The sequence below is a fragment of the Fodinicola feengrottensis genome (assembly GCF_010993775.1).
GTDB lineage: Bacteria > Actinomycetota > Actinomycetes > Mycobacteriales > HKI-0501 > Fodinicola > Fodinicola feengrottensis.
In genome coordinates this window covers 173,125-193,398 of record NZ_WOTO01000002.1, presented here as the reverse complement: position 1 = coordinate 193,398, position 20,274 = coordinate 173,125, and the positions used below count along the sequence as shown (strand labels likewise).

The 20,274-nt window shown below is 67.1% G+C and carries 27 protein-coding genes and 4 pseudogenes; 8 read left to right on the top strand and 23 right to left on the bottom strand.

Annotation, left to right across the window (positions count from 1 at the left end; genetic code table 11):
- Positions 1 to 5: 5 nt before the first annotated feature.
- Positions 6 to 431: pseudogene (locus GNX96_RS02450) on the bottom strand (CE1759 family FMN reductase); the annotation flags it as partial.
- Entirely contained in the window at positions 428 to 1,498 is a 1,071-nt protein-coding gene (locus GNX96_RS02445) for an LLM class flavin-dependent oxidoreductase (protein WP_163566844.1), read from the bottom strand. The gene GNX96_RS02445 and the pseudogene GNX96_RS02450, both read right to left, overlap by 4 nt.
- Positions 1,499 to 1,609: 111 nt before the next feature.
- On the opposite strand from GNX96_RS02445, the gene GNX96_RS02440 reads away from it, so the two are divergent.
- On the top strand, positions 1,610 to 1,987 hold the full coding sequence (locus tag GNX96_RS02440) for a DUF1304 domain-containing protein (RefSeq protein WP_279579133.1): 378 nt from the start codon (positions 1,610 to 1,612) through the stop codon (positions 1,985 to 1,987).
- Between the two features lie 4 nt (positions 1,988 to 1,991).
- Here the strand turns inward: GNX96_RS02440 and GNX96_RS02435 are convergent, their stop codons facing one another.
- Positions 1,992 to 2,444 carry a pyridoxamine 5'-phosphate oxidase family protein gene (locus GNX96_RS02435; protein ID WP_163566902.1) on the bottom strand — a complete coding sequence of 151 codons (453 nt, stop codon included), beginning with the start codon at positions 2,442 to 2,444 and terminating at the stop codon, positions 1,992 to 1,994.
- Positions 2,445 to 2,530: 86 nt separating this feature from the next.
- On the opposite strand from GNX96_RS02435, the gene GNX96_RS02430 reads away from it, so the two are divergent.
- A complete protein-coding gene (locus tag GNX96_RS02430) occupies positions 2,531 to 3,031 on the top strand; it encodes a MarR family winged helix-turn-helix transcriptional regulator (protein ID WP_163566843.1) in 501 nt (166 codons plus the stop codon).
- Here the strand turns inward: GNX96_RS02430 and GNX96_RS02425 are convergent.
- Both GNX96_RS02425 and GNX96_RS02420 read right to left on the bottom strand, forming a co-directional pair.
- Positions 3,022 to 3,375, bottom strand: a complete 354-nt coding sequence (locus tag GNX96_RS02425) for a hypothetical protein (protein ID WP_163566842.1) — start codon at positions 3,373 to 3,375, stop codon at positions 3,022 to 3,024. The two genes, GNX96_RS02430 and GNX96_RS02425, sit on opposite strands and share 10 nt — an antisense overlap.
- Positions 3,326 to 3,961 (bottom strand): hypothetical protein, encoded by a 636-nt coding sequence (locus tag GNX96_RS02420; protein WP_163566841.1) that lies wholly within the window; start codon positions 3,959 to 3,961, stop codon positions 3,326 to 3,328. The genes GNX96_RS02425 and GNX96_RS02420 overlap by 50 nt, the downstream gene beginning before the upstream one ends.
- Before the next feature lie 175 nt (positions 3,962 to 4,136).
- On the opposite strand from GNX96_RS02420, the gene GNX96_RS02415 reads away from it, so the two are divergent.
- The 3 genes from GNX96_RS02415 to GNX96_RS02405 are packed head-to-tail and all read left to right on the top strand — an operon-like array spanning position 4,137 to position 6,818.
- Entirely contained in the window at positions 4,137 to 4,808 is a 672-nt protein-coding gene (locus tag GNX96_RS02415; protein WP_163566840.1) for a hypothetical protein, read from the top strand.
- A 20-nt stretch (positions 4,809 to 4,828) separates the two neighbouring features.
- On the top strand, positions 4,829 to 5,467 hold the full coding sequence (locus tag GNX96_RS02410; RefSeq protein ID WP_279579132.1) for a hypothetical protein: 639 nt from the start codon (positions 4,829 to 4,831) through the stop codon (positions 5,465 to 5,467).
- Complete coding sequence (locus GNX96_RS02405; protein WP_163566838.1) at positions 5,391 to 6,818, top strand: hypothetical protein; 1,428 nt, start codon at positions 5,391 to 5,393, stop codon at positions 6,816 to 6,818. The genes GNX96_RS02410 and GNX96_RS02405 overlap by 77 nt, the downstream gene beginning before the upstream one ends.
- A 121-nt stretch (positions 6,819 to 6,939) precedes the next feature.
- On the opposite strand, the gene GNX96_RS02400 is transcribed toward GNX96_RS02405, so the two are convergent.
- From GNX96_RS02400 to GNX96_RS48095, 16 genes and pseudogenes are all read right to left on the bottom strand, one after another.
- Positions 6,940 to 7,455: an FAD:protein FMN transferase gene (locus GNX96_RS02400; protein WP_163566837.1), complete on the bottom strand. Its 516-nt coding sequence runs from the start codon at positions 7,453 to 7,455 to the stop codon at positions 6,940 to 6,942.
- Positions 7,338 to 7,733, bottom strand: a complete 396-nt coding sequence (locus GNX96_RS02395; protein WP_279579131.1) for an FAD:protein FMN transferase — start codon at positions 7,731 to 7,733, stop codon at positions 7,338 to 7,340. Before GNX96_RS02395 ends, GNX96_RS02400 begins: the two co-directional genes overlap by 118 nt.
- A complete protein-coding gene (locus GNX96_RS48150; protein ID WP_279579130.1) occupies positions 7,730 to 7,987 on the bottom strand; it encodes an FMN-binding protein in 258 nt (85 codons plus the stop codon). The genes GNX96_RS02395 and GNX96_RS48150 overlap by 4 nt, the downstream gene beginning before the upstream one ends.
- Positions 7,988 to 8,205: 218 nt before the next feature.
- Positions 8,206 to 8,898, bottom strand: a complete 693-nt coding sequence (locus GNX96_RS48145) for a hypothetical protein (protein WP_279579129.1) — start codon at positions 8,896 to 8,898, stop codon at positions 8,206 to 8,208.
- A complete protein-coding gene (locus GNX96_RS48140; protein WP_279579128.1) occupies positions 8,876 to 9,631 on the bottom strand; it encodes a ferric reductase-like transmembrane domain-containing protein in 756 nt (251 codons plus the stop codon). The genes GNX96_RS48145 and GNX96_RS48140 overlap by 23 nt, the downstream gene beginning before the upstream one ends.
- Positions 9,632 to 9,675: 44 nt before the next feature.
- Entirely contained in the window at positions 9,676 to 10,359 is a 684-nt protein-coding gene (locus GNX96_RS48135) for a sensor histidine kinase (RefSeq protein WP_279579127.1), read from the bottom strand.
- Positions 10,278 to 10,649 (bottom strand): HAMP domain-containing protein, encoded by a 372-nt coding sequence (locus GNX96_RS48130; RefSeq protein ID WP_279579126.1) that lies wholly within the window; start codon positions 10,647 to 10,649, stop codon positions 10,278 to 10,280. Before GNX96_RS48130 ends, GNX96_RS48135 begins: the two co-directional genes overlap by 82 nt.
- A 58-nt stretch (positions 10,650 to 10,707) precedes the next feature.
- Positions 10,708 to 11,046: a hypothetical protein gene (locus GNX96_RS48125; RefSeq protein ID WP_279579125.1), complete on the bottom strand. Its 339-nt coding sequence runs from the start codon at positions 11,044 to 11,046 to the stop codon at positions 10,708 to 10,710.
- Positions 11,043 to 11,732 carry a response regulator transcription factor gene (locus tag GNX96_RS02375; RefSeq protein WP_163566835.1) on the bottom strand — a complete coding sequence of 230 codons (690 nt, stop codon included), beginning with the start codon at positions 11,730 to 11,732 and terminating at the stop codon, positions 11,043 to 11,045. The genes GNX96_RS48125 and GNX96_RS02375 overlap by 4 nt, the downstream gene beginning before the upstream one ends.
- On the bottom strand, positions 11,714 to 12,724 hold the full coding sequence (locus tag GNX96_RS02370; protein WP_279579124.1) for a glycosyltransferase family 2 protein: 1,011 nt from the start codon (positions 12,722 to 12,724) through the stop codon (positions 11,714 to 11,716). Before GNX96_RS02370 ends, GNX96_RS02375 begins: the two co-directional genes overlap by 19 nt.
- A gap of 9 nt (positions 12,725 to 12,733) precedes the next feature.
- Complete coding sequence (locus tag GNX96_RS02365) at positions 12,734 to 13,132, bottom strand: response regulator (RefSeq protein ID WP_279579123.1); 399 nt, start codon at positions 13,130 to 13,132, stop codon at positions 12,734 to 12,736.
- Positions 13,116 to 13,406, bottom strand: coding sequence for a hypothetical protein (locus GNX96_RS48120; RefSeq protein WP_279579122.1), 291 nt, complete (start codon positions 13,404 to 13,406; stop codon positions 13,116 to 13,118). The genes GNX96_RS02365 and GNX96_RS48120 overlap by 17 nt, the downstream gene beginning before the upstream one ends.
- Positions 13,406 to 13,744, bottom strand: coding sequence for a hypothetical protein (locus tag GNX96_RS48115; RefSeq protein ID WP_279579121.1), 339 nt, complete (start codon positions 13,742 to 13,744; stop codon positions 13,406 to 13,408). The genes GNX96_RS48120 and GNX96_RS48115 overlap by 1 nt, the downstream gene beginning before the upstream one ends.
- Positions 13,745 to 13,753: 9 nt before the next feature.
- Positions 13,754 to 15,084 (bottom strand): annotated as a pseudogene (locus GNX96_RS48105) (GAF domain-containing protein); the annotation flags it as partial.
- On the bottom strand, positions 15,035 to 16,324 hold the full coding sequence (locus GNX96_RS48100) for a HAMP domain-containing protein (RefSeq protein WP_279579120.1): 1,290 nt from the start codon (positions 16,322 to 16,324) through the stop codon (positions 15,035 to 15,037). The pseudogene GNX96_RS48105 and the gene GNX96_RS48100, both read right to left, overlap by 50 nt.
- A gap of 274 nt (positions 16,325 to 16,598) precedes the next feature.
- Positions 16,599 to 16,691, bottom strand: a pseudogene (locus GNX96_RS48095) (hypothetical protein); the annotation flags it as partial.
- A gap of 475 nt (positions 16,692 to 17,166) precedes the next feature.
- Here GNX96_RS48095 and GNX96_RS02355 point away from each other — a divergent pair.
- The 3 genes and pseudogenes from GNX96_RS02355 (at position 17,167) to GNX96_RS62215 (ending at position 19,446) form a co-directional block, all read left to right on the top strand.
- The gene (locus GNX96_RS02355; protein ID WP_163566834.1) at positions 17,167 to 17,424 is read left to right on the top strand and encodes an ANTAR domain-containing protein; all 258 of its coding nucleotides are present in this window, start codon (positions 17,167 to 17,169) and stop codon (positions 17,422 to 17,424) included.
- 29 nt (positions 17,425 to 17,453) lie between these two features.
- Positions 17,454 to 18,626 (top strand): annotated as a pseudogene (locus tag GNX96_RS62220) (GAF domain-containing protein); the annotation flags it as partial.
- A 187-nt stretch (positions 18,627 to 18,813) separates the two neighbouring features.
- Entirely contained in the window at positions 18,814 to 19,446 is a 633-nt protein-coding gene (locus GNX96_RS62215; protein ID WP_390623891.1) for a PP2C family protein-serine/threonine phosphatase, read from the top strand.
- On the opposite strand, the gene GNX96_RS02345 is transcribed toward GNX96_RS62215, so the two are convergent.
- Positions 19,447 to 19,851 carry an ATP-binding protein gene (locus GNX96_RS02345; RefSeq protein ID WP_163566832.1) on the bottom strand — a complete coding sequence of 135 codons (405 nt, stop codon included), beginning with the start codon at positions 19,849 to 19,851 and terminating at the stop codon, positions 19,447 to 19,449.
- A gap of 33 nt (positions 19,852 to 19,884) precedes the next feature.
- Positions 19,885 to 20,259 carry an STAS domain-containing protein gene (locus GNX96_RS02340; protein ID WP_163566831.1) on the bottom strand — a complete coding sequence of 125 codons (375 nt, stop codon included), beginning with the start codon at positions 20,257 to 20,259 and terminating at the stop codon, positions 19,885 to 19,887.
- Positions 20,260 to 20,274 lie beyond the last annotated feature (15 nt).

The window sequence follows — 20,274 nt, the reverse complement described above, 5'->3', positions numbered from 1 at the left end:
GCGTAAACAGCGGTCGTCGTCGGTACGGCTCGTAAGTAGGCGAACATCGGTCGCATGTGGTAGTCCAGTACGAGCGAATGCCGTTCCGTCCCGCCGGTCGCACCCATCAGGACCGGCATGCCCACCAACGCCTCCTTGTCGATGACATCAAAGAAGGACTTGAACAGACCGCTGTACGAGGCGGTGAAAACCGGTGTCACCGCGATCAGCCCATCTGCCTGGGTGACCACATCAATCGCCGTACGCAAGGCAGGGCTGGGAAACATCGTCACGAGGTTCTTGGCGATGTCCACGGCCAGGTCACGCAGCTCGATCACCGTCACGTCGGCCGGCACCACGTCCTGGGTGGCCGCGGCCAGCCGGTCGGCGAGCAAACGTGTCGAAGAGGGCACGCTCAAACCTGCGGAGACCACCACTATGTTCTTGTTCATCGGGAATTCTCCAACACAGGTTGGGTGGGACCATCGGGTACGTGCGCTGGCCGGTTGATGGCCATTTCCTTGCGCAGCACCGGAACGACCTCTTCACCAAGGAGGTCAAGCTGTTTCAGGACGGTTTTCACCGGCAGGCCAGCGTGATCCACCAACCACAGCTGCCGTTGGTAGTCACCGAAATGTTCGCGGAAGGTCAACGTCTTCTCAATGACCTCCTGCGGGCTGCCGACACTGAGCGGCGTCTCGTCCATGAATTCCTCCAGCGACGGCCCGTGACCGTAAACCGGGGCGTTGTCAAAGTACGGACGGAACTCCTTGATCGCGTCCTGCGAGTTCTTCCGCATGAACGCCTGCCCGCCCAGGCCCACGATCGCCTGGTCGGCCGAGCCGTGGCCATAGTGCTCGAAGCGCTGCCGGTAGAGGTTCACCAGCGCCATGAAATGCTCTTTCGGCCAGAAAATGTGGTTCGCGAAGAAGCCGTCGCCATAGTATGCGGCCTGCTCGGCAATTTCCGGGCTGCGGATCGACCCGTGCCAGACAAACGGCGGCACGCCGTTCAACGGCCTCGGGGTGGACGTGAAACCGCGCAGGGGCGTACGAAACTTGCCTTCCCAGTCGACCACGTCCTCATGCCACAACCTGTGCAGCAGAGCATAATTCTCCACTGCGAGCGCGATGCCCTGCCGAATATCCTTGCCAAACCAGGGGTAAACCGGCCCGGTGTTGCCACGGCCCATCATCAAGTCGACCCGGCCGTCCGCGAGGTGTTGCAGCATCGCGAAATCCTCGGCGATCTTCACCGGGTCGTTCGTGGTGATCAGGGTCGTCGACGTGGACAGGATCAGTTTGCTGGTCTGCGCGGCTACGTACCCCAGCATCGTCGTCGGCGACGACGGCACGAACGGCGGATTGTGGTGCTCACCGGTCGCGAACACGTCCAGCCCGACTTCCTCGGCCTTGCGGGCGATCGTGACCATCGCCTTGATCCGATCGTGCTCCGACACCGTCTGACCGGTGGTCGGGTCGGTGGTCACATCGCCGACTGTGAAGATGCCGAACTGCATCGTGTGCTCCTCGTGCGAATGTTTATGCGCGTGCATAGACTTGCAACCACTCCGAGGGCACCATTGTTCCCGGGCTGCGGAACCTCGTCACTTCCTGCGAGGATGCCGGCCATGAATCTTGTCGCGCAGATCGCCGCCCTGCTCGCCGGCCTGCTCCATATCGTGATCTTCTCGTTCGAGAGCCTGCTGTTTCGCCGGCCGACGATCCACGCCCGCTTCCTGGTCGCCGACAACGAGGTCGAGACCGCCCGGCCGTGGGCCTTCAACCAGGGCTTTTACAACCTGTTCCTGGCGGTCGGGACCATTGGCGGGCTGGTGATGTTGTACGCCGGCGGGGAAATCCCCGGTCGTACGCTGGTGCTCTTCTGCTGCGGCAGCATGCTGGGCCGCGGCGGTCGTCCTGGTGGGCAGCGAGCCGCGAATGGCCCGGGCCGCCGCGATGCAGGGCACCCTCCCGCTGATCGCCCTGATCGCGCGTCGCTCTTCTGACCCGTCAGGCAACCTCCTCCGACATGTCGGCACTATGCCACCGATCCGGCCGAACGGTGTACATAAGGACGGTTCCGCCCGGATGCGCCAGTTCCTGTTGGACGAAGCTCTGCGCGAACTCCTCAGGCATGTAGCGCCGGGTGATCGCCAGCATCCGCTCGGCCGTTGGCGGCTGCTCGATGCCGGTCACGGTGCCCTCGACGGTGACGTACTTGTACGGCAGCTCTTCGTGTTGTACGGACAGGCTGAGCACGCCGTGCTTCGCGATCAGACCGACCTTGCGGGACTGCCGACCGTGCGTGTTGGTGAAGAAGGTCAGATCTCCACCCGGCTCGTAGTGGTAGAAAACCGGCACCGCCAGCGGCGGCCGCTCGTCAATGCTGGCGACACTGAGCGTGCCGACGTGGATGGCCGCCAGGAAGTCCTGCCGACCTTGTTCGCTCATCGGACCAGGCATGTTCCGCTCCTCTGTTAGACTTTGAACACCTCAGAGTTTGACTATCAAAATCTATGCGTGTCAAGAGCCATCGAAGGAGAGATCCGGTGACCGACTCCGTCGAAGCGTCGATGAGCCGCGACCTGGCCGGGCATCCCACCGCGGACCCGGCACTGGAAGGTGCGGTGAAGCGGATCGCCGAGATCTCTCGGCGGTACGAGGAAGCGATGCGTACGGTGGCCGGCCGCTATGACATCTCGCTCGGCGACTGCCAGGTGATCTTCGAGCTCGCGCACAGCGAGCCGACGGAGCGTACGCCCGGTCACCTGGCCCGGGCGTTCCACATCACCGCCGGCAGCGTGACGGCCCGGTTGGGCCGGTTGGAGCGCGGCGGCTTCCTTCGCCGTACGGTCGACGCCGACAACCGTGTGCACGTTCAGATCGCGTTGACCGAGAGCGGGCACGCGATGCACCACGAGGTCAGCGGCGAGTTGATCGAGCTGCGACGGACGCTGATCGCGGACGCGCTGCCCGCCGCGGACCTGACCCAGCTCAACACGTTGCTTCGCCGCGTGCTGACGCACATCGAGACGACCGATCAGACCTGAGGCCGCGTCCAGCTCGTACAGAAGGTGCCGGCGTGGTCGGGCGCGCGGTCCTCCACCGGTGCCTGGCCGCAGGCGCGGAACCACCGGGCGTCGCCGTTCGCGTCGACAGCCAGCAGCGCCGGCGTGGACGTGCCTTGGCTGACCGGCTGCGCGCCGCACTGGCGCCACTGCGACTGGTCGACCGGATTCGCCGAATAGCTCCAGTCCAGCCAGAGCCGGTCCAGGTTCGACGCTGACTTCTGCAAATACGCCCAAGCGATCCAGCCGTCGTCGGGATGTTTCTGAACTCGCAGCTCAATCCGCCGGTCCGGGTTCGGCTTGCCCGGCGGGCCCTGTTCGAACAACAGCGCGCCCGCTGCCAACCCGAGTGCTCTGGCCGATCTGTTCGGCGCAGGGGCCGTACTCCAACGACGGATCCGCCGACGACGGCAGGCGCCAACCCGTCACGACCGCACCAGCGCCAAAGCCCACCAGCACCGCCGCCGCGATGGCCGCGATCAACCATCGGCGGCCCGGGCGTACCGGCGCTGGTACGGCCACCGGCTCAGCCTTGACCTGTGGCGGTGGCTTGGCCGGCGCCTCCCGCAGCGGCTGCCCGGACGCGATCACGAGGTCTTTCCACCAGGTGTGCCAGATGTCCAGATGGACGGTCACCTCGTCCCGGGACAAGCCGCTGGCGACCAGGCAGCCAGCCACCACCGCTTGGACGAAATCCCACCGCGGCAGGCCACTGGAGCGCTCGTTGCGAAACTCGGACAGCGTCGCCTTGGCGACCGCGGAGCCGTAGTCGCGGCCGATGCTGTCGATTTCCCGGTGCGCCGGTCGGCCGCTTTCGGTGTCCAGCGCGAGCAGCCGAAGCCGGAACTCGCGGACACTGCCCGGCGGCCGGCTCTCGGTCTGGATGTCCCGGTCGCCCTTGTCGTCACTCACTTCGGTCTCTAACCACCCGTTCGGTTCGTGTCACTCGGCAAAACCCGCTGACCTGCGTTCGAGCAACCGAACAGCGGAGCGTTCGGGACGCTGGTCCGGAAAATCGTTGGCTTCCACGGCCGGCCATGGCTTCATGGTGCAGTCCGCGATCGTACTGGGATGGAGGCCTTTGTCCATGGAGCGCCCGATCGACGAGAGTATTCCACCGGAATACCTCCCGCCGACCGCCGATGCGGTAGCCAACCGGATGGCTTACCGGCCGGTCAATGTCAATGTCGATGCGAGCCCGAGCCGGCTGCGCGGCTCGCTCCGCTCCGGACGGGCTCTGGTGGCCGCCACCGCGCCCAAGATCGCGGCCCGGCTGCCGGTGACCGTCACGGTGACGCGGAAGCCGCCCACGTACGTGCCGATCCAGCAGTCGCAGGTGGCCGTACGGCCGCCGGATGGCACGTTCGTGCCGATGCAGGTCAGCAGCGAGACTGTGGTCAGGGAAGAGGTTTCTCCGTACGCGCCGCATCCTTATCAGGTGCCACACCTTTATCGCGTGGTGGTCCCGAAGAAGCCATGGAACGCACTAGCGGTACTGGCACTACCTTTGGCGTTGTTGCTGCCGCTGGCAGGGTTCCTCACCGGCGTGGTGGCCGTGCGACAGATCCGCCGGACCGGTGACCGCGGGATGGCGCTCGGCACCCTCGGCTGGATTTTCGGCCTGACCAACACACTTTTCCTCGCGTTCGCCATCACGATCGCGGTGGTCGGTTACGCGATCAAGGCCGGCATTGAGGACGGCGTCCATGACGCTATCGTCAGCATCGTGGATGGCATCCTGCAGTGGCTGTTCGGGTGAGCGCGAGAGGCAGGTTTCTCTTGTGGACCGCCGGAATCAGCGCGTTGTTGCTGGTGGTCGTGGTCGTCGTTGTTGTCTTCATCGGGGGATCAACGACCACCCTGCGGGTCAGCGTGACCGGGTTGCCATCCGGCGCAAGCGCGACGGTGACCGTCCGCGGGCCGGTGACATACACCGTGACCGGCTCGGACGAACGAAAGGTGCCAGCCGGTGCGTACGTTGTCCAGATCCCGTCGGCGCGGACGAGCCTGGGCACCGCGTACGCTGACGCCGACCAGCAGTCGGTCACCGTGCCAGCCGGGCGCACCACCAGCACGACTGTCGACTACGCGACGATCATTCCGGACACCACCAAAGTGCTGGACTACACCAACCCGGGAATCATCGCGGTCGACGGCCTGAAGGTCACCTTCGCGGCGAATTCCGGCAGCCGACCGGCTTTGGTACCTGGCCACATTTTCATCGTCGCCGAAGGCCCGCAAACGCCAGATCCGCTGGCCCGCCGGGTCGTCAGCGTCACGTTGACCGCGGCGGGACTGGTTGTGCAGACCACGCCGGTGAAACTCTCCGAGGGCTCTGCCGGTGGGACACTTCGACCTGTCCGACGACTCGTCGACCAGCGTCGTACCAGCACTGTACGAGTCTCCTTCGCATCCTGATTTCTCCTTTGATTTCGGGAAGGCGATCGAGAGCTACGGAAAATGGAAGACCGGCGAGAAGGGTGGCATCGAGGGTGCGGGGAGCTGCGACACCGAAGGTATGAAGGCGCCCCAGTTGGCGCTCGCGATCCACGATTTGTCCCCGAAATTCGGCGGATCCTTTAAATGGGGCCTGGCGCCGCCAAAAGTGTCCATTAAGCTCACCGCCACCCTCAATCCTCACATCAGCTTCGATGGGCAGGTCGCGGCCGCACTGAACTGCGAGCTGAAGTTTGAGAAAGCGAAGGGTTTCACCCTACTCAACAGCTTATGCGACAAGGTCATCGGCAAGCTGGTACGGGTCGGCCCAGTATCGTTGAAATGCGAGCTCTCGCCGTTCGTGTCCGTGGGGGTGCACACCAGCGCGGCGACCACACTCGGTTTCGATGCCACCGTCCACGCCGGCATCAAGGACAACAAGCCCCTCTTCAGCGTCAGTGATGTCGCCACCAGGAACATTTCCCAGCAAGTAGTCCCTGGTACGTCGGTCAGCGCATCGGTGGGCGGCGACCTGGGACTCACCTTTGGCCTGAAGGGCGGCGATCCGACCGGAACCGCGTGGCTGGGCCTCAGCGTCGAGGTGGGCGCCGGACCGGAGTTCTCGGTGGAACCAGGTTCGGCCGCAGTGGCCCTGGTCTTCAAGCTGGAGTTGACCGCGGAGATGGAGCTGGACCTGCGGTTTCGCGACTTCGGAAAGAAGAAGACTCTCGCCACCATCACCACGAAATTCCCGCTGTGGCACACCACCGACACCAAGTTCCAAACACCTGCCCCGCCTACGCCCTTGGATGTGGGAAAACTCAGCCTCGCCGCACCACCTAACTGGCGGGCCGCGGTAGTGCCGGACAATCACCAGTACGGTGGTTTCTGGGTCACCACCGGCAAACCCTGCCCGGACGGCCAGCTGACCGGTGGCTGTCCAGGGGTGATGGTGCTGGACCAGAGCTGGATCACCGCGGCCAGCGGCGCGTCCGCCCCCTATCGGCTCGATCAGCCGGCGGCCCTGATGGATTCGCAGGACCAGGGATTCAACTGCCCGCCCATGCCACGGTTGGGCACCGGCGGCGACAAACAGCCGGTGCTGGTGAAGTCAGCCAAGGAAATGGTGGGTGGACGTTCGGCCGACTACCGGGAATGGCGGATCCAGTGTGTGCCGCGGTCCGCGCTGATGGGCGGCCGGCCGGAAGACGCGAACGAGAATGTCTCGTTCGTGGAACGCAGCTGGTATCTCCCTGACGCCCAAGTCCTCATCGTGGACGATTGGCAGAATCCGAGCCTGCCGGACATTCTACGAAACTCGACCTGGAAATGAAGCGAATAGTTATCGCCATCAGCGTGGTTTTGGTGCTGGCGGCCGCAGGGATTGTCACGTAGGTGTTCCTGCACCGCTCGACGACCGACAAAAACGACAACAGGTCTCGCGACGGCGGCTGTCAGCGCGCTGTGCCGGGCGGGCTGGAAGTGCTGACGAGGTGCATCCCGGCGACCCGGCCGGTCATCCGTTCGACGGTGATCGCCTCGTATTCCCCGGCGTTTTTCGCCAGCCACCGCAAGGCACCTGGGCCGCGAGCGAAGGCCGCGGTCGCATAAATATCGGCCCACAGCAACGACGGCCCGATGACGGTCACGGAGGCGAAGGTGCCGGCGGGACGGCCGGTACGAGGATCTCGGATGTGCGCACCGCGAGCCGCGGTCCCGGAAGTGGCGATGCCGCCCGAACGCAGTTCGCGAACGGCCAGGATCTGGGTACGGTCAAAGGGATTCTCGACACCGATTCGCCAGCTGGCCGCGGCTTTCGGGCGGACGCCAAGGGCGATGTCACCGCCAGCGTTCAGGTAGTAATCATGGTCTTCGACAGCCGCGAGTGCCCGCGCGCTCGCTCCACCGCCCAGCCCTTGACCAGCCCGGATGGATCGAAGACCGGCACGTCTCGCGGGCCGGGCAGCCACGGGTCGAAACTGCCGTCAGTACGCTCGCGGGCTTCGTAACAGAGGTCGAGGACTTCGTCGACCAACGGGTGGCAGTCGGCGGCGGTTTCCAGGTGACGGTTCATTTTGCTGATCTCGCTGTCCGCCCGAAAGGGGCTGAACAGTCGGTCGACCTCGCGCAACTGCTCGAAAACGCTCCGAACCGCAGCCGAGATCGCCGAGTCGTCGGCCGTACCAGGTCCGCGTACGCAAACACTGATCGGCATTCCCATGATCTGCTCGACCCACGACCGCTTCATGACAGGTGAGCCGCGTCGATGGCCGCCTGCAGCGACGAGATATAGCCCTGACTGGTGTAGGTCGCGCCACTCACCGCATCGATTTTGGCGCTCTGCGCGGAAACCACCTCTTGGTTGAGGACAGGCACCGCGGAGGCGTTGATTTCGGCGTCCCGCGCGTTGTCCGTCGGGACCTGGACGGCCTGGGCCGCCCCGATCCGGCCACCGGACACGGTGATCCGGACCTGCACCGGACCGTATCTCGTCTGGACCACCGAACCGGTGTACGTCCCACCAGCCGTTCCGGTCGAACCAGCCGGCTCCGGCGTGCCAGCTGGCGCGGGCGGCGCGGTCGCGGCCGGTGCGGCTCGGGGTTCGTCTGGTTCGTACTCGTGTAATAGCTGAAAAGCAGCACCAGGCCGGAAACAGTGGCGGCCAGCGCGACCACGATCCTACGCATCTTCAAGCTCCTCTCTCGGTGAGAATCCGCCGTTCACCACGAAAATCGCTCGCTGTGCAGCTGACTGTGCGGCACCCCAGCGGCACGGGCGGCTCGTACGACCGCGGCTGTCCACCCGTCCGGACCACAGACGAAGACATCGTGGCCGGCGATGTCCGGCACGATCTCGCGTAAAACGTTGTTATCGGCAAACCCCGCATACTGCGCCGGCAACCATGAGTCACGGCCCGGAATGCGGTGCCCGCAGAGATAGACAATGCGAACGCCTCGGCGTGCGGCGAGCATGTCGAGCTCCGGCCGGAAAAGAAGGTCTCGCTCCCCGCGCGCCCGGTAGATCAGCACGGCCTCGCCCGGCGCGTATGTCATTTCCTCGAGCAACGCCCGCAACGGCGTGATCCCAATCCCGGACGCGATCAGCGTGACTTTCCGCGTACGACGAACAGCGGCGGTCATTCTTCCGTACGGGCCCTCGAAAACAACTCGGGTGCCAACCGACAGAGTGGCCAGTCGTCGACTGCCTGGCCCGAGGTCGCGGGCGGTGATTCGGAGCCGGTCCCGGCGCGGGGCGGCCGACAGCGAGTACGGCTTGCCACGACTGCATCCTGGTCCGTCCAGGAACCGCCAGACGAAGAACTGGCCGGCGCTCGCCTGCAAACGCGCCAACTGCCGCCCGCGCAAATACACCGACACCACGCCGTCCGCCTCAACGACAAACCTGGTCCACAACCAGCCGGTGTCGCAGGTTTCGCAATCCTGGCAAAAAAATCCGGAAGACCAACACCGCACCCGCGGCGGCCGCATAGACACTCCACCAATACCCGGCCGCCAGCGGCGACGCGGTGAAATCAGCGCCGGTCCAGATTTCGTGTGGAAGGGCGAGACCGACACCGAGGTACGCGTACAAATGCAGCAGGTGCCACGACTCGTACCGAAGCCGCCGGCGCGCAGCTCGTACCGAGGTCACCACCACCATGACCAGCAGCACGGTCGCCGCGGTGGCCAACAACATTCCCGGATAGGTGGTGACCAAACTCCAAGCCTGGGCAGGCAAACCAGTGTGCGCATCGGCCGCATAGCCGACGACAATCAGCACGATGTGGGCCAGCAACAAATGAAAAGACGTGAACCCGACCAGGCGGTGGGTCCGCACGAGCGCATCCTGTCCGAAGCCCCGCTCCACCCACGGAATGCGGGCCATCAGCAGCACCTGCCTGCAGAGCAGCAGGTCCGCCGACAACAACCCGGCCAACCGGCCCAGCGAAGTGGCGAGGCCAGGCAGCGTGTCGGCATTCTGTACGCCACGGTTGGCCACCCACAGCGCGACCACCACCAGCAGGCTCATCCAAGCGGTGAATCCCACCGCGTCGCGCCACCAGCCCGGCGTCCGCCGATGGCTGCCGGTCCGGCGTACCGGCGCGACATGCACGGCGGGCCGTGGCGGTGCGGTGACTGGCGGCAAGGGAGCTCCTCTCGGTGGGCTCCCCCAACAGTCATCACCTTGGCTTAGTCCTCGACGTGGCCCGGTTTAGAGTTCACTGAGAAGCCGACCACGGCGCCGCCACCCTCGCGGCTCGTCACGAAAACGTCCCCGCCATGGGAGTCCGCGACCTGACTCACTATGGCGAGGCCCAGACCAGAACCGGGCAGGCCCCGGGCCGTACTAGCGCGGTAGAAGCGCTCGAAAACGTGCTGCCCGTCCTCTTCGGACATGCCCGGTCCGCGGTCCCGCACCTCGATCCGGCCGTCCTTGACCACCACATCGATGGGCTCTTCAGGAGCGAATTTCACCGCGTTTTCCAGGAGATTGGACACCGCCCGCTCCAGCGCCTGCCGGCGCCCTCGGACCACAGTCCGGTCGGCGTCGACGAGAATCTCGCGGCCGGACCGACGACGTACCCGGCTGGCCGCCGCCTCGGCCACCTCCGAAAGCGCCACCAGCTCCGCACTCTCCAGGTCGTGCCGGTGAGTGGCCAGGTCGATCAGTTCGTTGACGAGATCGGTCAGCTCGCGCGTCTCACCGTCCAGGTCATCGATCAGTCGGTTGCGCGCGTCCGGGGTCAGGTCGTCGAGCTGCCGCAGGACCGCCACGTTCGTCCGCAGGCTGGTCAGCGGCGTACGCAGCTCATGCCCAGCGTCCTGGACGAGCCGCTGCTGGTCGTCGCGCGAGCGCGCCAGCCGGCCGAGCATCGCGTCCAGGGCGGCGCCGAGCCGCCGGCCACCTCGTCCCGGCCGCCGGTTGGCACCTCGATGTCCAGTCGCTCAGTGGACCTGACCCGCTCGGCGAGCTCGGCCAGGCGTACCAGCCGGCGGGTGATGCGCCAGGCGATGAACCAGCCGACCGCCGCGGCGGCGATCAGAACGAGCACGCCGGCAAGCACGATCATGGTGGCGAGCCCGGCCATGATCCGGTCCGTCGGGCCAAGGTCACGGGCCACCAGCACCGCACCGCGCTTCGCGCCGAGGGCCAGCGTGCACACCCGGTAATGGACGCCGCCGACGACACGACCGTCCGCTCCTTCGCAACCTTCCCCGTCGTCATACTCGCGAGGTGCCGGTCAGTGTCCGTGATCGGCAGGGTGCCGGCACTTCCGGTGACCTCGTGGACCGTGCCGTCAGGCGAGATGAGCTGGGCGATGATCGGGTCAGCGGCGCCGCTGCGATCACCGTCCGGGTCCGGCTGGTTCTTCTTGCCGATGGGCAGCGCCACCGTAGTCGCGCCCCCGCCGCCAGCTGGCCTGCGGTGGCCGCGAGCGAACGGTCCAGCTGGCCCCAGACTTCGTTGTCGGTGGCCTGATAGCTGAGGATCCCCATCAGCGCCGCCACCAGCCCAGCGATCGCCGCGAAGGCCACCACGACCTTCGTACGCAAGCTCATGCCCGCACCGAGTAACCGACACCTCGGACGGTACGGATCAGCGGCGGCGCACCGGCCTGGTCCAGCTTGCGGCGCAGGTAGCTGATGTAGACGGCCAGGTTCTTGGACTCCGGGCCGAAGTCGAAACCCCAGATCCGCTGGTAGATGGTGGAGTGGTCGAGCACCGCGCCGGCATGACGGACCAGCAGCTCCAACAGGTCGAACTCAGTCTTGGAAAGCTCGATCGGCGCGCTCCCCCACGACACCCGGCGGCCCGCCGGGTCCACCTCCAGGTCGGCGACCCGGATCGTACGAGCCGACTCGTCCGGCTCGGGCGGCACCGCCCGGCGGACCAGCGCCGCCCGCAGTCTGGCCAGCAGCTCGTCCAACTCGAACGGCTTGGGCAGGTAGTCGTCCGCACCCGCGTCCAACCCGGCGACCCGATCGGGAGTCTCAACGCGCGCGGTCAGCATGAGGACGGGCGTGTGGTCGCCAGACGCTCGCAGCACCTGGCACACACCCAGTCCGTCGACTCCCGGCATCGCGACATCGAGCACCAGCACGTCGATCTGCTCATGCTTCACGGCGGCCAGCGCGGTCACCCCATCCACCGCCGTACTGACTTGGTACCCGGCCAACTCCAGCGCACGCTCCAGCGAGTCCCGGATCGCCCGGTCGTCGTCCGCGATCAGTACGTGATGCGCCATATCGCCATCCTGCCGGTACGCCTCCGCCAGCGCCCCCGGGGACCTACGCCCGTTCCCCAAATGGCGGTAGGAGGGCTGGATGTCCGGTGTCGAGTGCGGGATAAAGTCCCGCACTCGACGAAAATCCAGGCCCCCCTTATCAGGCGGCGACGGTTTCGTTCCAGGCGCAGGATCTCGCTTTCGACCTGCGGTGGGAGGCGACGGCGGTTGGCCAGGGCCCAGGGCAGCCGGATCAGCGCCGACCCGAAGGCGACGCAGGCGTCCGCGGACACCGTCGCGCAGTGGGCGAGCCGGAAGGCGTCGGCGCACGCTCGCCGCAAAGGCCGGCGCATCCAGCTGATCAGCAGCAGATTCCGCAACTCCAACCGGCGGCGGGCGGACCGCGTGGACGACCGTTGGTGCATGACGACGGTGTCGACGTACGCCAGCGCCCAGCCAGCCGCGGCCAGGTCGTACGACAGCAGCATCGCTTCATTGGTGGAAAACGACACCGACGAAAATCCGCCCACCGCGAGGAAGGCGTCTCGGCGTACGAACGCGGCCCGGCCGCGGAATCCGAGCACCGGCACGCTGTCGGGACGCAGCGACCGGACGGCGGTCTCGCTCGCGGCCGGGTCAGAGCCGCCGATCGTACGAGCGGCGAGCAGGCCGAGAGCGCGTTGCCGGTCGAAGATCCTGGCTGCTTGGGCGAGGGTGCCGGCGGCCCAGGCGGAGTCGAGGTAGCCGAAGGCGACGTACGGCGTGGTGGCGAGCCGGACGCCCACATTGCGTGCGGCGGCACCGCGGTTGCGCGGAAGCACTGCGATCCGTACCGAGGGGAAAGCGGTACGGACAGCGGCCGCGGTGCCGTCGCGGGAATCGTTGTCGACCACCACCACCGGCACTCGCCCTACCAGGCTGTCAAGGAATCGCAGCAGGTCAGCGCGCCGGTTGCGGGTCGCGATGACGACCGTCACTCGGTCGGTTTCGGCCAGCTTCCAGTCAGGATCCACCAGGTCTGGTTACCCGGCCAAGTCGCCGCCAAACCCGCTCATCCCGACGAAACGTTGAGCAACCGGTCCATCCGGGTCAGCAGGTCCTGGGCGTCCACCGGTTTGGTGACGTAGTCGGTGGCTCCGGCGGCGAGGCTTTTTTCTCTGGTCACCGGCCATCGCCTTGGCCGTCACCGCGATGATCGGCAGTTTCGCGTAGCGCGGGATCTCGCGGATCGCGATGGTCGCCGCGTGGCCGTCCATCTCCGGCATCATCACGTCCATGAGGACCAGATCAATGGCGTCATGCGCCAGTACGGCCGCGACTCCTTCCTTCCCGTTCGGCGCGTGCAGGACGGTCATCCCGTAGAGCTCCAGGACGCCGGTGATCGCGAACACGTTCCGGCTGTCGTCATCGACGACCAGCACCGTACGGCCGCGCAGCCGCTCGTACTGGCCGGCCGGCGCGCGGCTCGGTGACCGCCGGCCGCACCTCGGCCAGCGTGGGCTCCTCGACCACCGTCGTGTCCGCAACGGACAGGCAGGCGACAATCCGGCGGCGGAGCTGGTCGAGCGAGTCGAACACCTCCACCGGGTGGATCTTTCGCAGGTTTTCCAGCACTTCCCGCTGCGCCGCGGCGAGCGGTTGGCTGGAATGGGCGAGCACCACCGGCGGGTCGGACTCGGCCGCGAGCGGCTCCATCAGGTCCAGCGCCGCGCGCGGGCCGGCTCGTCGAGGTTGACCACCACACAGCCGTAATGGCCGCCGCGCAGCACCTTGACCGCCTCCCGGCTGTCGCTCACCGTGCTGACCACGGCGGCGCCGTCCCGGCTCGCGGTGCTGGCCGCGCTGTGCGCGAGCACCGAGAGCAACCGGTTCTCGGCCGGCTCCAGGACGAGCACCAACGGCTGCTCCAGCGGCGCCAGCGCGACCACCTCGCCGCCGGCGAGGCCCGCCGACACACTTTCGAGGCCGGCCGCGTCGATGCCGTCGACCGGCAGGTAGAGGGTGAAGGTGCTCCCCCGGTCCGGCTCACTCACCGCCCTGATCTCGCCGCCGAGCAGGGCCGCGAGCAGGGCCGCGATCTGCCGGCCGATGGACAGGCCGAGGCCGGTGCCGCCGTAGCGCCGGCTGGTGGTGCCGTCGGCCTGCTGGAAGGCGTTGAAGATCGTCGCGAGATTCTCTCCTCGGCGATGCCCACCCCGGTGTCCACCACCGAGAAGAAGACCACGAAGGGCCGGTCCGCGGCGGCCGCCGGCAACTCGGCCGGGTCGGCTCGCCTCGTACGCAGCTCCACCCGGCCCTTTTCGGTGAACTTCACCGCGTTCGACAACAGGTTTCCGAGCACCTGACGCAGCCGCTGTTCGTCGGTCACCAACTCGGTGGGCGCGTCCGACTCGGCGACAATGGCAAATTCCAGGCCTTTTTCCAGCGTCAGCGGTCGGAAAGTGGCCTGCACGTATTCCAGCAGATCCCGCACCGGAACCGACTCGGCGTGCACGGCCATCTTGCCGGCCTCCACTTTGGACAGGTCCAGGATGTCGTTGATCAACTGCAGAAGATCCGATCCGGCCGAATGGATGACGGTCGCGTATTCGACCTGCTTGGAGGACAGGTTGCCGGCCGAGTTCTGGGACAGCAGCCGGGCCAGGATCAGCAGGCTGTTCAGCGGCGTACGCAGCTCGTGTGACATGTTGGCGAGGAATTCGGACTTGTATTTCGAGGCCAGCGCGAGCTGTTGGGCGCGTTCCTCGATCTCCCGCCGGGCATGCTCGATCTCGATGTTCTTGATCTCGATGTCGTGATTCTGCCGGGCCATCAGGGCCGCTTTGTCGGCCAGCTCCGCGTTCGAATACTGCAGCTCCTCCTGCTGGGCGCGAAGTTCGGCGGCGAGCCGCTGCGACTCCTCCAGGAGGTCGTCGGTACGGGAGCTGGCGACGATCGCGTTGACGTTGACACCGATGGTTTCGGTCAGTTGCTGGAGAAAGTCGCGGTGCACCTGGGTGAACGCGTTGAAGGCAGCCAGTTCGATGACACCGAGTGTCTGCCCCTCGAACAGGATCGGCAGCACCATCAGGGTGGCCGGTGGCGCCTGCCCCAGACTGGACGAGATCTTCAGGTAGTCAGGTGGCGTGTCGGTGACCAGGATCGGTTTGCGCGTACGCGCCGCCTGCCCGACCAGCGACTGGCCGACGGCAAAGCGGGTACGCGGTTCCACCGAGTGCTCGTGATGCCCGTAACTGGCGATCAGCTCCAGCTGAGTACGCCCGTCATCGCCAGTGGTGGCAAGGAAGAACGTGCCGTACTGCGCTCGTACGAGCGGCACCAGGTCATCCAGGATCACGCCGGCGACGGTGGTCAGCACCCGCTGGCCCTGCATCAGGCTGTTGATGTGCGCGAGGTTTCGTCTTGAGCCAGTCCTGCTCGATGTTGGCTGTCGTCGTGTCTCGCAGCGACTCCACCATCGAGTTGATGTTGTCCTTGAGCTCGGCGAGCTCTCCTGGCGCTTCCACCGAAATCGTACGAGTCAGGTCGCCGGTCGCGACCGCGCTGGTGACCTCGGCGATGGACCGGACCTGCCGGGTCAGGTTTTCGGCCAGTTCGTTGACGTTCTCGGTGAGCCGCTTCCAGGTGCCGGACACGCCCTCGACCTCGGCCTGGCCACCGAGCCGGCCCTCGCTGCCGACCCTCGCGGGCGACTCGGGTGACCTCCGAAGCGAAAGCGCGCTCAGCGTGTCGACCATGGTGTTGACCGTCGTCTTGAGTTCCAGGAACTCGCCGCGCGCGTCGACGTCGATCTTCTTTTTGAGGTCTCCCTGGGCGACCGCAGTGGTGACCTCGGCGATGTTCCGCACCTGGTTGGTGAGGTTGTTGGCCATCGAGTTCACGTTCTCGGTCAGGTCTTTCCAGGTGCCGGCGACGTTCGGCACGCGCGCCTGGCCGCCCAGCATGCCCTCGGTGCCGACCTCCCGGGCGACCCGGGTGACCTCGATGGCGAAGGCGCCAAGCGTGTCCACCATCGTGTTGATCGTCTCGGCGAGCGCCGCGACCTCGCCCTGCGCGTCGACAGTGATCTTCTTCGACAGGTCGCCGCGTTCCACCGAGCTGGCGACCTGGGCGATCGACCGCACCTGGCTGGTCAGGTTGGACGCCATCACGTTGACATTGTCGGTGAGGTCCTTCCATGAGCCGGAGACGCCTCGTACGGTCGCCTGACCACCCAGGATGCCCTCGGTGCCGACCTCGCGGGCCACCCGGCTGACCTCGTCCGCGAAGGCCGACAGCTGGTCGACCATGGTGTTCATGGTCTCCTTGAGTTCCAGGATCTCACCGCGCGCGTCTACCCGGATCTTCTGCGACAGGTCGCCTTTCGCGACCGCGGTGGTGACCTCGGCGAGCGACCGGACCTGGTTGGTCAGGTTGTTCGCCATGACGTTCACCGACTCGGTCAACGCCTTCCACGTGCCCGAGACGCCCTTGACGTCCGCCTGGCCGCCGAGCCGGCCGTCCGTGCCGACCTCGCGGGCGACCCGGGTGACCTCGTCCGCGAAGGCGGACAGCTGGTCGACCATGGTGTTCAGGGTGTTCTTCAGCTCCAGGATCTCGCCGCGCGCGTCCACGGTGATCTTCTGCGACAGGTCGCCGTTGGCCACCGCGGTCGCCACCTGGGCGATCGATCGATCGCACCTGCTCAGTCAGGTTGCCGGCCATGAAGTTCACCGAGTCGGTCAACGCCCGCCAGGTGCCGCCGACGCCTGGCACCTGCGCCTGGCCGCCGAGCCGCCCGTCCGTACCCACCTCGCGGGCCACCCGGCTAACCTCGTCCGCGAAGGCGGACAGCTGGTCGACCATGGTGTTCAGGGTGTTCTTCAGCTCCAGGATCTCGCCGCGCGCGTCCACGGTGATCTTCTGCGACAGGTCGCCGTTGGCCACCGCGGTCGCCACCTGGGCGATCGATCGCACCTGCTCAGTCAGGTTGCCGGCCATGAAGTTCACCGAGTCGGTGAGGTCCTTCCAGGTGCCCGAGACTCCTGGTACGTCGGCCTGGCCGCCGAGCTTGCCGTCGGTACCCACCTCCCGGGCCACCCGGGTGACCTCGGAGGTGAACAGGTCGAGCTGGTCGACCATGCCGTTGAACACCGCGGCGATCTCGTCGGTGAGCTCGTCGCCGACCAGCGGCAGGCGGGTGCCGAAGTCGCCGTCTCGTACGGCCGTCAGCCCGGCCAGCAGTTGCTGCAGCCGGAGGTCCGCCAGCGCCGGCTCGGACTCCCGCCGGCCCGCCGTACCGAGGTCGGTATCAGTCATCTGTTCCGTCACCAACGCCCTCTTCTGCTGCGTCGCCCGGTCGTGTCCCCTTGCGCCTCGCGGCGGGCGAGGGCACCCTTCTGGGCGTGCGGTCACCGTCTTGTAGGTCCCAGCCTTTCAGAAGACCGCTCACAGGTCATGTCCCCCGGCGGTCCTTGTGACGTCTGAGGACGTCTCCCGGCTCGCTGCCGCGGTCGCCCAACAGCAGGTCGAGATCGAGGCTCTGCGGGCCGCCCAGGCCGCCGACAAGCTGGTCGCCTGGGCCTGCGGCGTGCTCGTCGAGCAGCTCGCATGTACGCCTACCGAAGCCGCGCAGCAGCTCTCCCAGCTGGCCAAACAGGCGGGCGTACGACCCGAGGAACTGGCCGCGGACCTGGTTGACCAGCCGCCGGTGCGCCGGTCGCCGACCGGCTGACCGTCCAGCTGCCGGCGGCCGAGGCGACGGTGAGCACGGCCGGTTCGGGCGCGGCCATCGCCGACGCCGTCCTGGAGGAGGTCAGCCGGGGCACCAACGCGGCCGGCGCGATCCTGTGGCGACTGAGCCCGGAGGGGACCCTGGAGCTGGTCGGTCAGGCCGGCCTGACCAGCGGCGAGGCCAGCCGGTGGCAGCACGTGCCGGGCCCGATGATCAACACCCTCTGCCAGCAGGTCGCCCGCCGCCGGGAGCCCATCTGGCTGCGCAGCGCGGGCGAGGCCGCCGACGGCGTCGCACTCACCGGTGGATGGCTCGGCGGCCGGGCCGTGCTGCCGCTGCTGGGGCCGACCACCGTGCTGGGCGTCCTGGAGGTCTGCTGGCCGGCGCCGATCAAGGACTTCCCAGCCAGCCTGCGCAAACACCTCTCCACCCTGGCCGACGTCTGCGCCCGTACGCTCGACCTGCGATCCGGCGACCCGACGTTGCACACCGACCCGGATGGGTGGCCATACGCGGTCCTGGACGGCGTCCTGGACTCGGGCCTGTTCGTACGCCCCGCTTACACCGACACAGACGGCACTGCCATCACGGACTTCGAGGTCAGCCACGTCACCGAACGGTTCGCCGACCCGGCCGGCCGGCCGTCGACCCAGCTGGTCGGGCGACGGCTCACGGCGCTCTACCCGGGCCTGGTCACGCAGCCGCTGTTCGACCATCTCCAGACTGTCCTTCGTACAGGAGTGCCTTACCAGCTGGACCACCTGCCGATGACCGCGCTGGCCCCGGGCAGCGGATCGCCGCGGGTCGTCAACCTGCGGGTCGCCCGGTTCGTCGACGGGCTGCTGGTCAGCTGGCGTCCGCACGACACCACCGACCGGCTCGCGGACGTGCTCGCCAACGTGCAGCGGCTGGGCCGGATCGGCGGCTGGGAGTACACGCCGGTGGACGGCCGCACGACCTGGACCGACTACACGTACGCGCTCTTCGACCTGGCGCCGGGCACCGCGGCCCCCAGCCCGGAGGAGCTGCGCACCCAGGTCCATCCAGACGACGTGCCGTACTTGTCGGCATTCCTGGACCTGCTGTTGCAGCAAAAGCAGAGCGCCAGCACAAACCTCCGCTTCCTGCGCGACGACGGCACGCTCCGGCAGATCCGGGCCTCCGCCGAGCCGGTCCTCACCGCGACCGGTGAGTTGACGCTGGTCCGCGGCACCTTTCAGGATATTTCTCAGCATTACCACACGCAGATCGCGTTGTCCGCGACCCAGGACCAGCTCGCCACCACCGAGGATCAGGTCCAGGAGCAGCTCAGGATCGCCCTGCAGCTGCAGCGGGCGATCCTGCCGCCGGCCGACCGGCCGCTCCGGTTGGGACGGTCTGGAGGCAGTCATGCGCTACCGGCCGCCGGTGGACGAGCACAACGTCGGCGGCGACTGGTACGACGCGGCCGAGCTCCCCGGCGACCACCAGGTGCTGTTCGCCGTTGGCGATGTCTCCGGCCACGGCATCACCGCGTCCACGACCATGGTCGCGCTGCGCAACGGCCTGCGCGGCCTGGCCATCACCGGCGCCGGCCCGGGTCGGCTGCTGGCGTTGCTGAACACGATGTTGATCGGCCTCTACGCGGGCACCACCGCGACCATCGTCTGCGGCTTGTACGCGCCGGCCACCCGTACGCTGCGCTGGGCCAAGGCCGGACACCTGCCGCCGATGCTCGTACGGGATGGCATCGCCACCCTGCTCCGCCAACCTCGCGGGATCCTGCTCGGCGCCAGCGACGCCGCCGACTACGAGGAGTCCACGCTGGTCCTGGAGGTCGGCGACACGCTGGTCCTCTACACGGACGGCCTCATCGAACGGCGTGGGGTCGTCCTGGACGAGTCACTGGCCGACCTCGTTCGTACGGCCAGCAAGCCCGTGCCCAGCGTCGGGGACCTCGTCGACACCCTGATGACCGCTCAGATCGGGGACACCACAGACGACACCTGCATCCTCGCCCTCCAGGCACACCCCCGCGAGTAGCTAACTGTCCATTTTCTTGAGGGTCTCCAGAGACCACCAGAGCAGCACAGACGTCCCGTCCTCGGTCGCGTCGACCTCGGTGCTGGTGGCCAGCCGGCGCATCAACAGCAGGCCGCGGCCGCGGTTGCCCGGGTCGACCGGGAGCTGCCGCCAGTGGCCGTAGTCGGTCACCGTGACGATGACCCCGCCGGTGTCGGTGAGCGCGGCCCTGATGTCCAGAACGCCGGCGCTGTGTGCGTACGCATGGTCGACGACGTTCGCCATCGCCTCGTAGCTCGCCAACACGATCGACATCACCGCCTCCGGGCCGACGCCAGCTCGCCCGGACCACAGCGACAGCGCCTGTCGCAGAGCCGGCAGCTCGCCGGCCGTGGCCGGCACTCGGTGATGCAGGTCAGTCATCATGTCGATCTCGCGACGGCGAGTGGACGGGAGCCCTCAGCCAGCGCCGAGCGCCTCCTCCCGGGTCGCGAAGATCGGAACCACGTCGGTGATACCGGTCAACTGCATCGGCCGCAGGCTGACCGGGTTGGCGGTCACCACCCGGAAGCTGATCCGTGCGCCGGCGTACTGATGGCAGCGCAGCAGCACGGCGATGCCGTCGGAGCCGAGAAAGCTCACCTCGTCCAGATCGAGCACCAGCGTCTGGGGGCCTTCGTCCAGCGCCTTGGTGACGATCCGCTGCAGTTTGGGAGTGGTCGTCATGTCCAGGTCGCCGGCGACGCTGACCGTCGTCATCCCGTCGGCGCTGTCCACACGGACCGTGATGTCTGTCCGGCCGCCCGAGACGGGCGGCGACTCACCGAAGCTCATGGTCACATCCTGCCG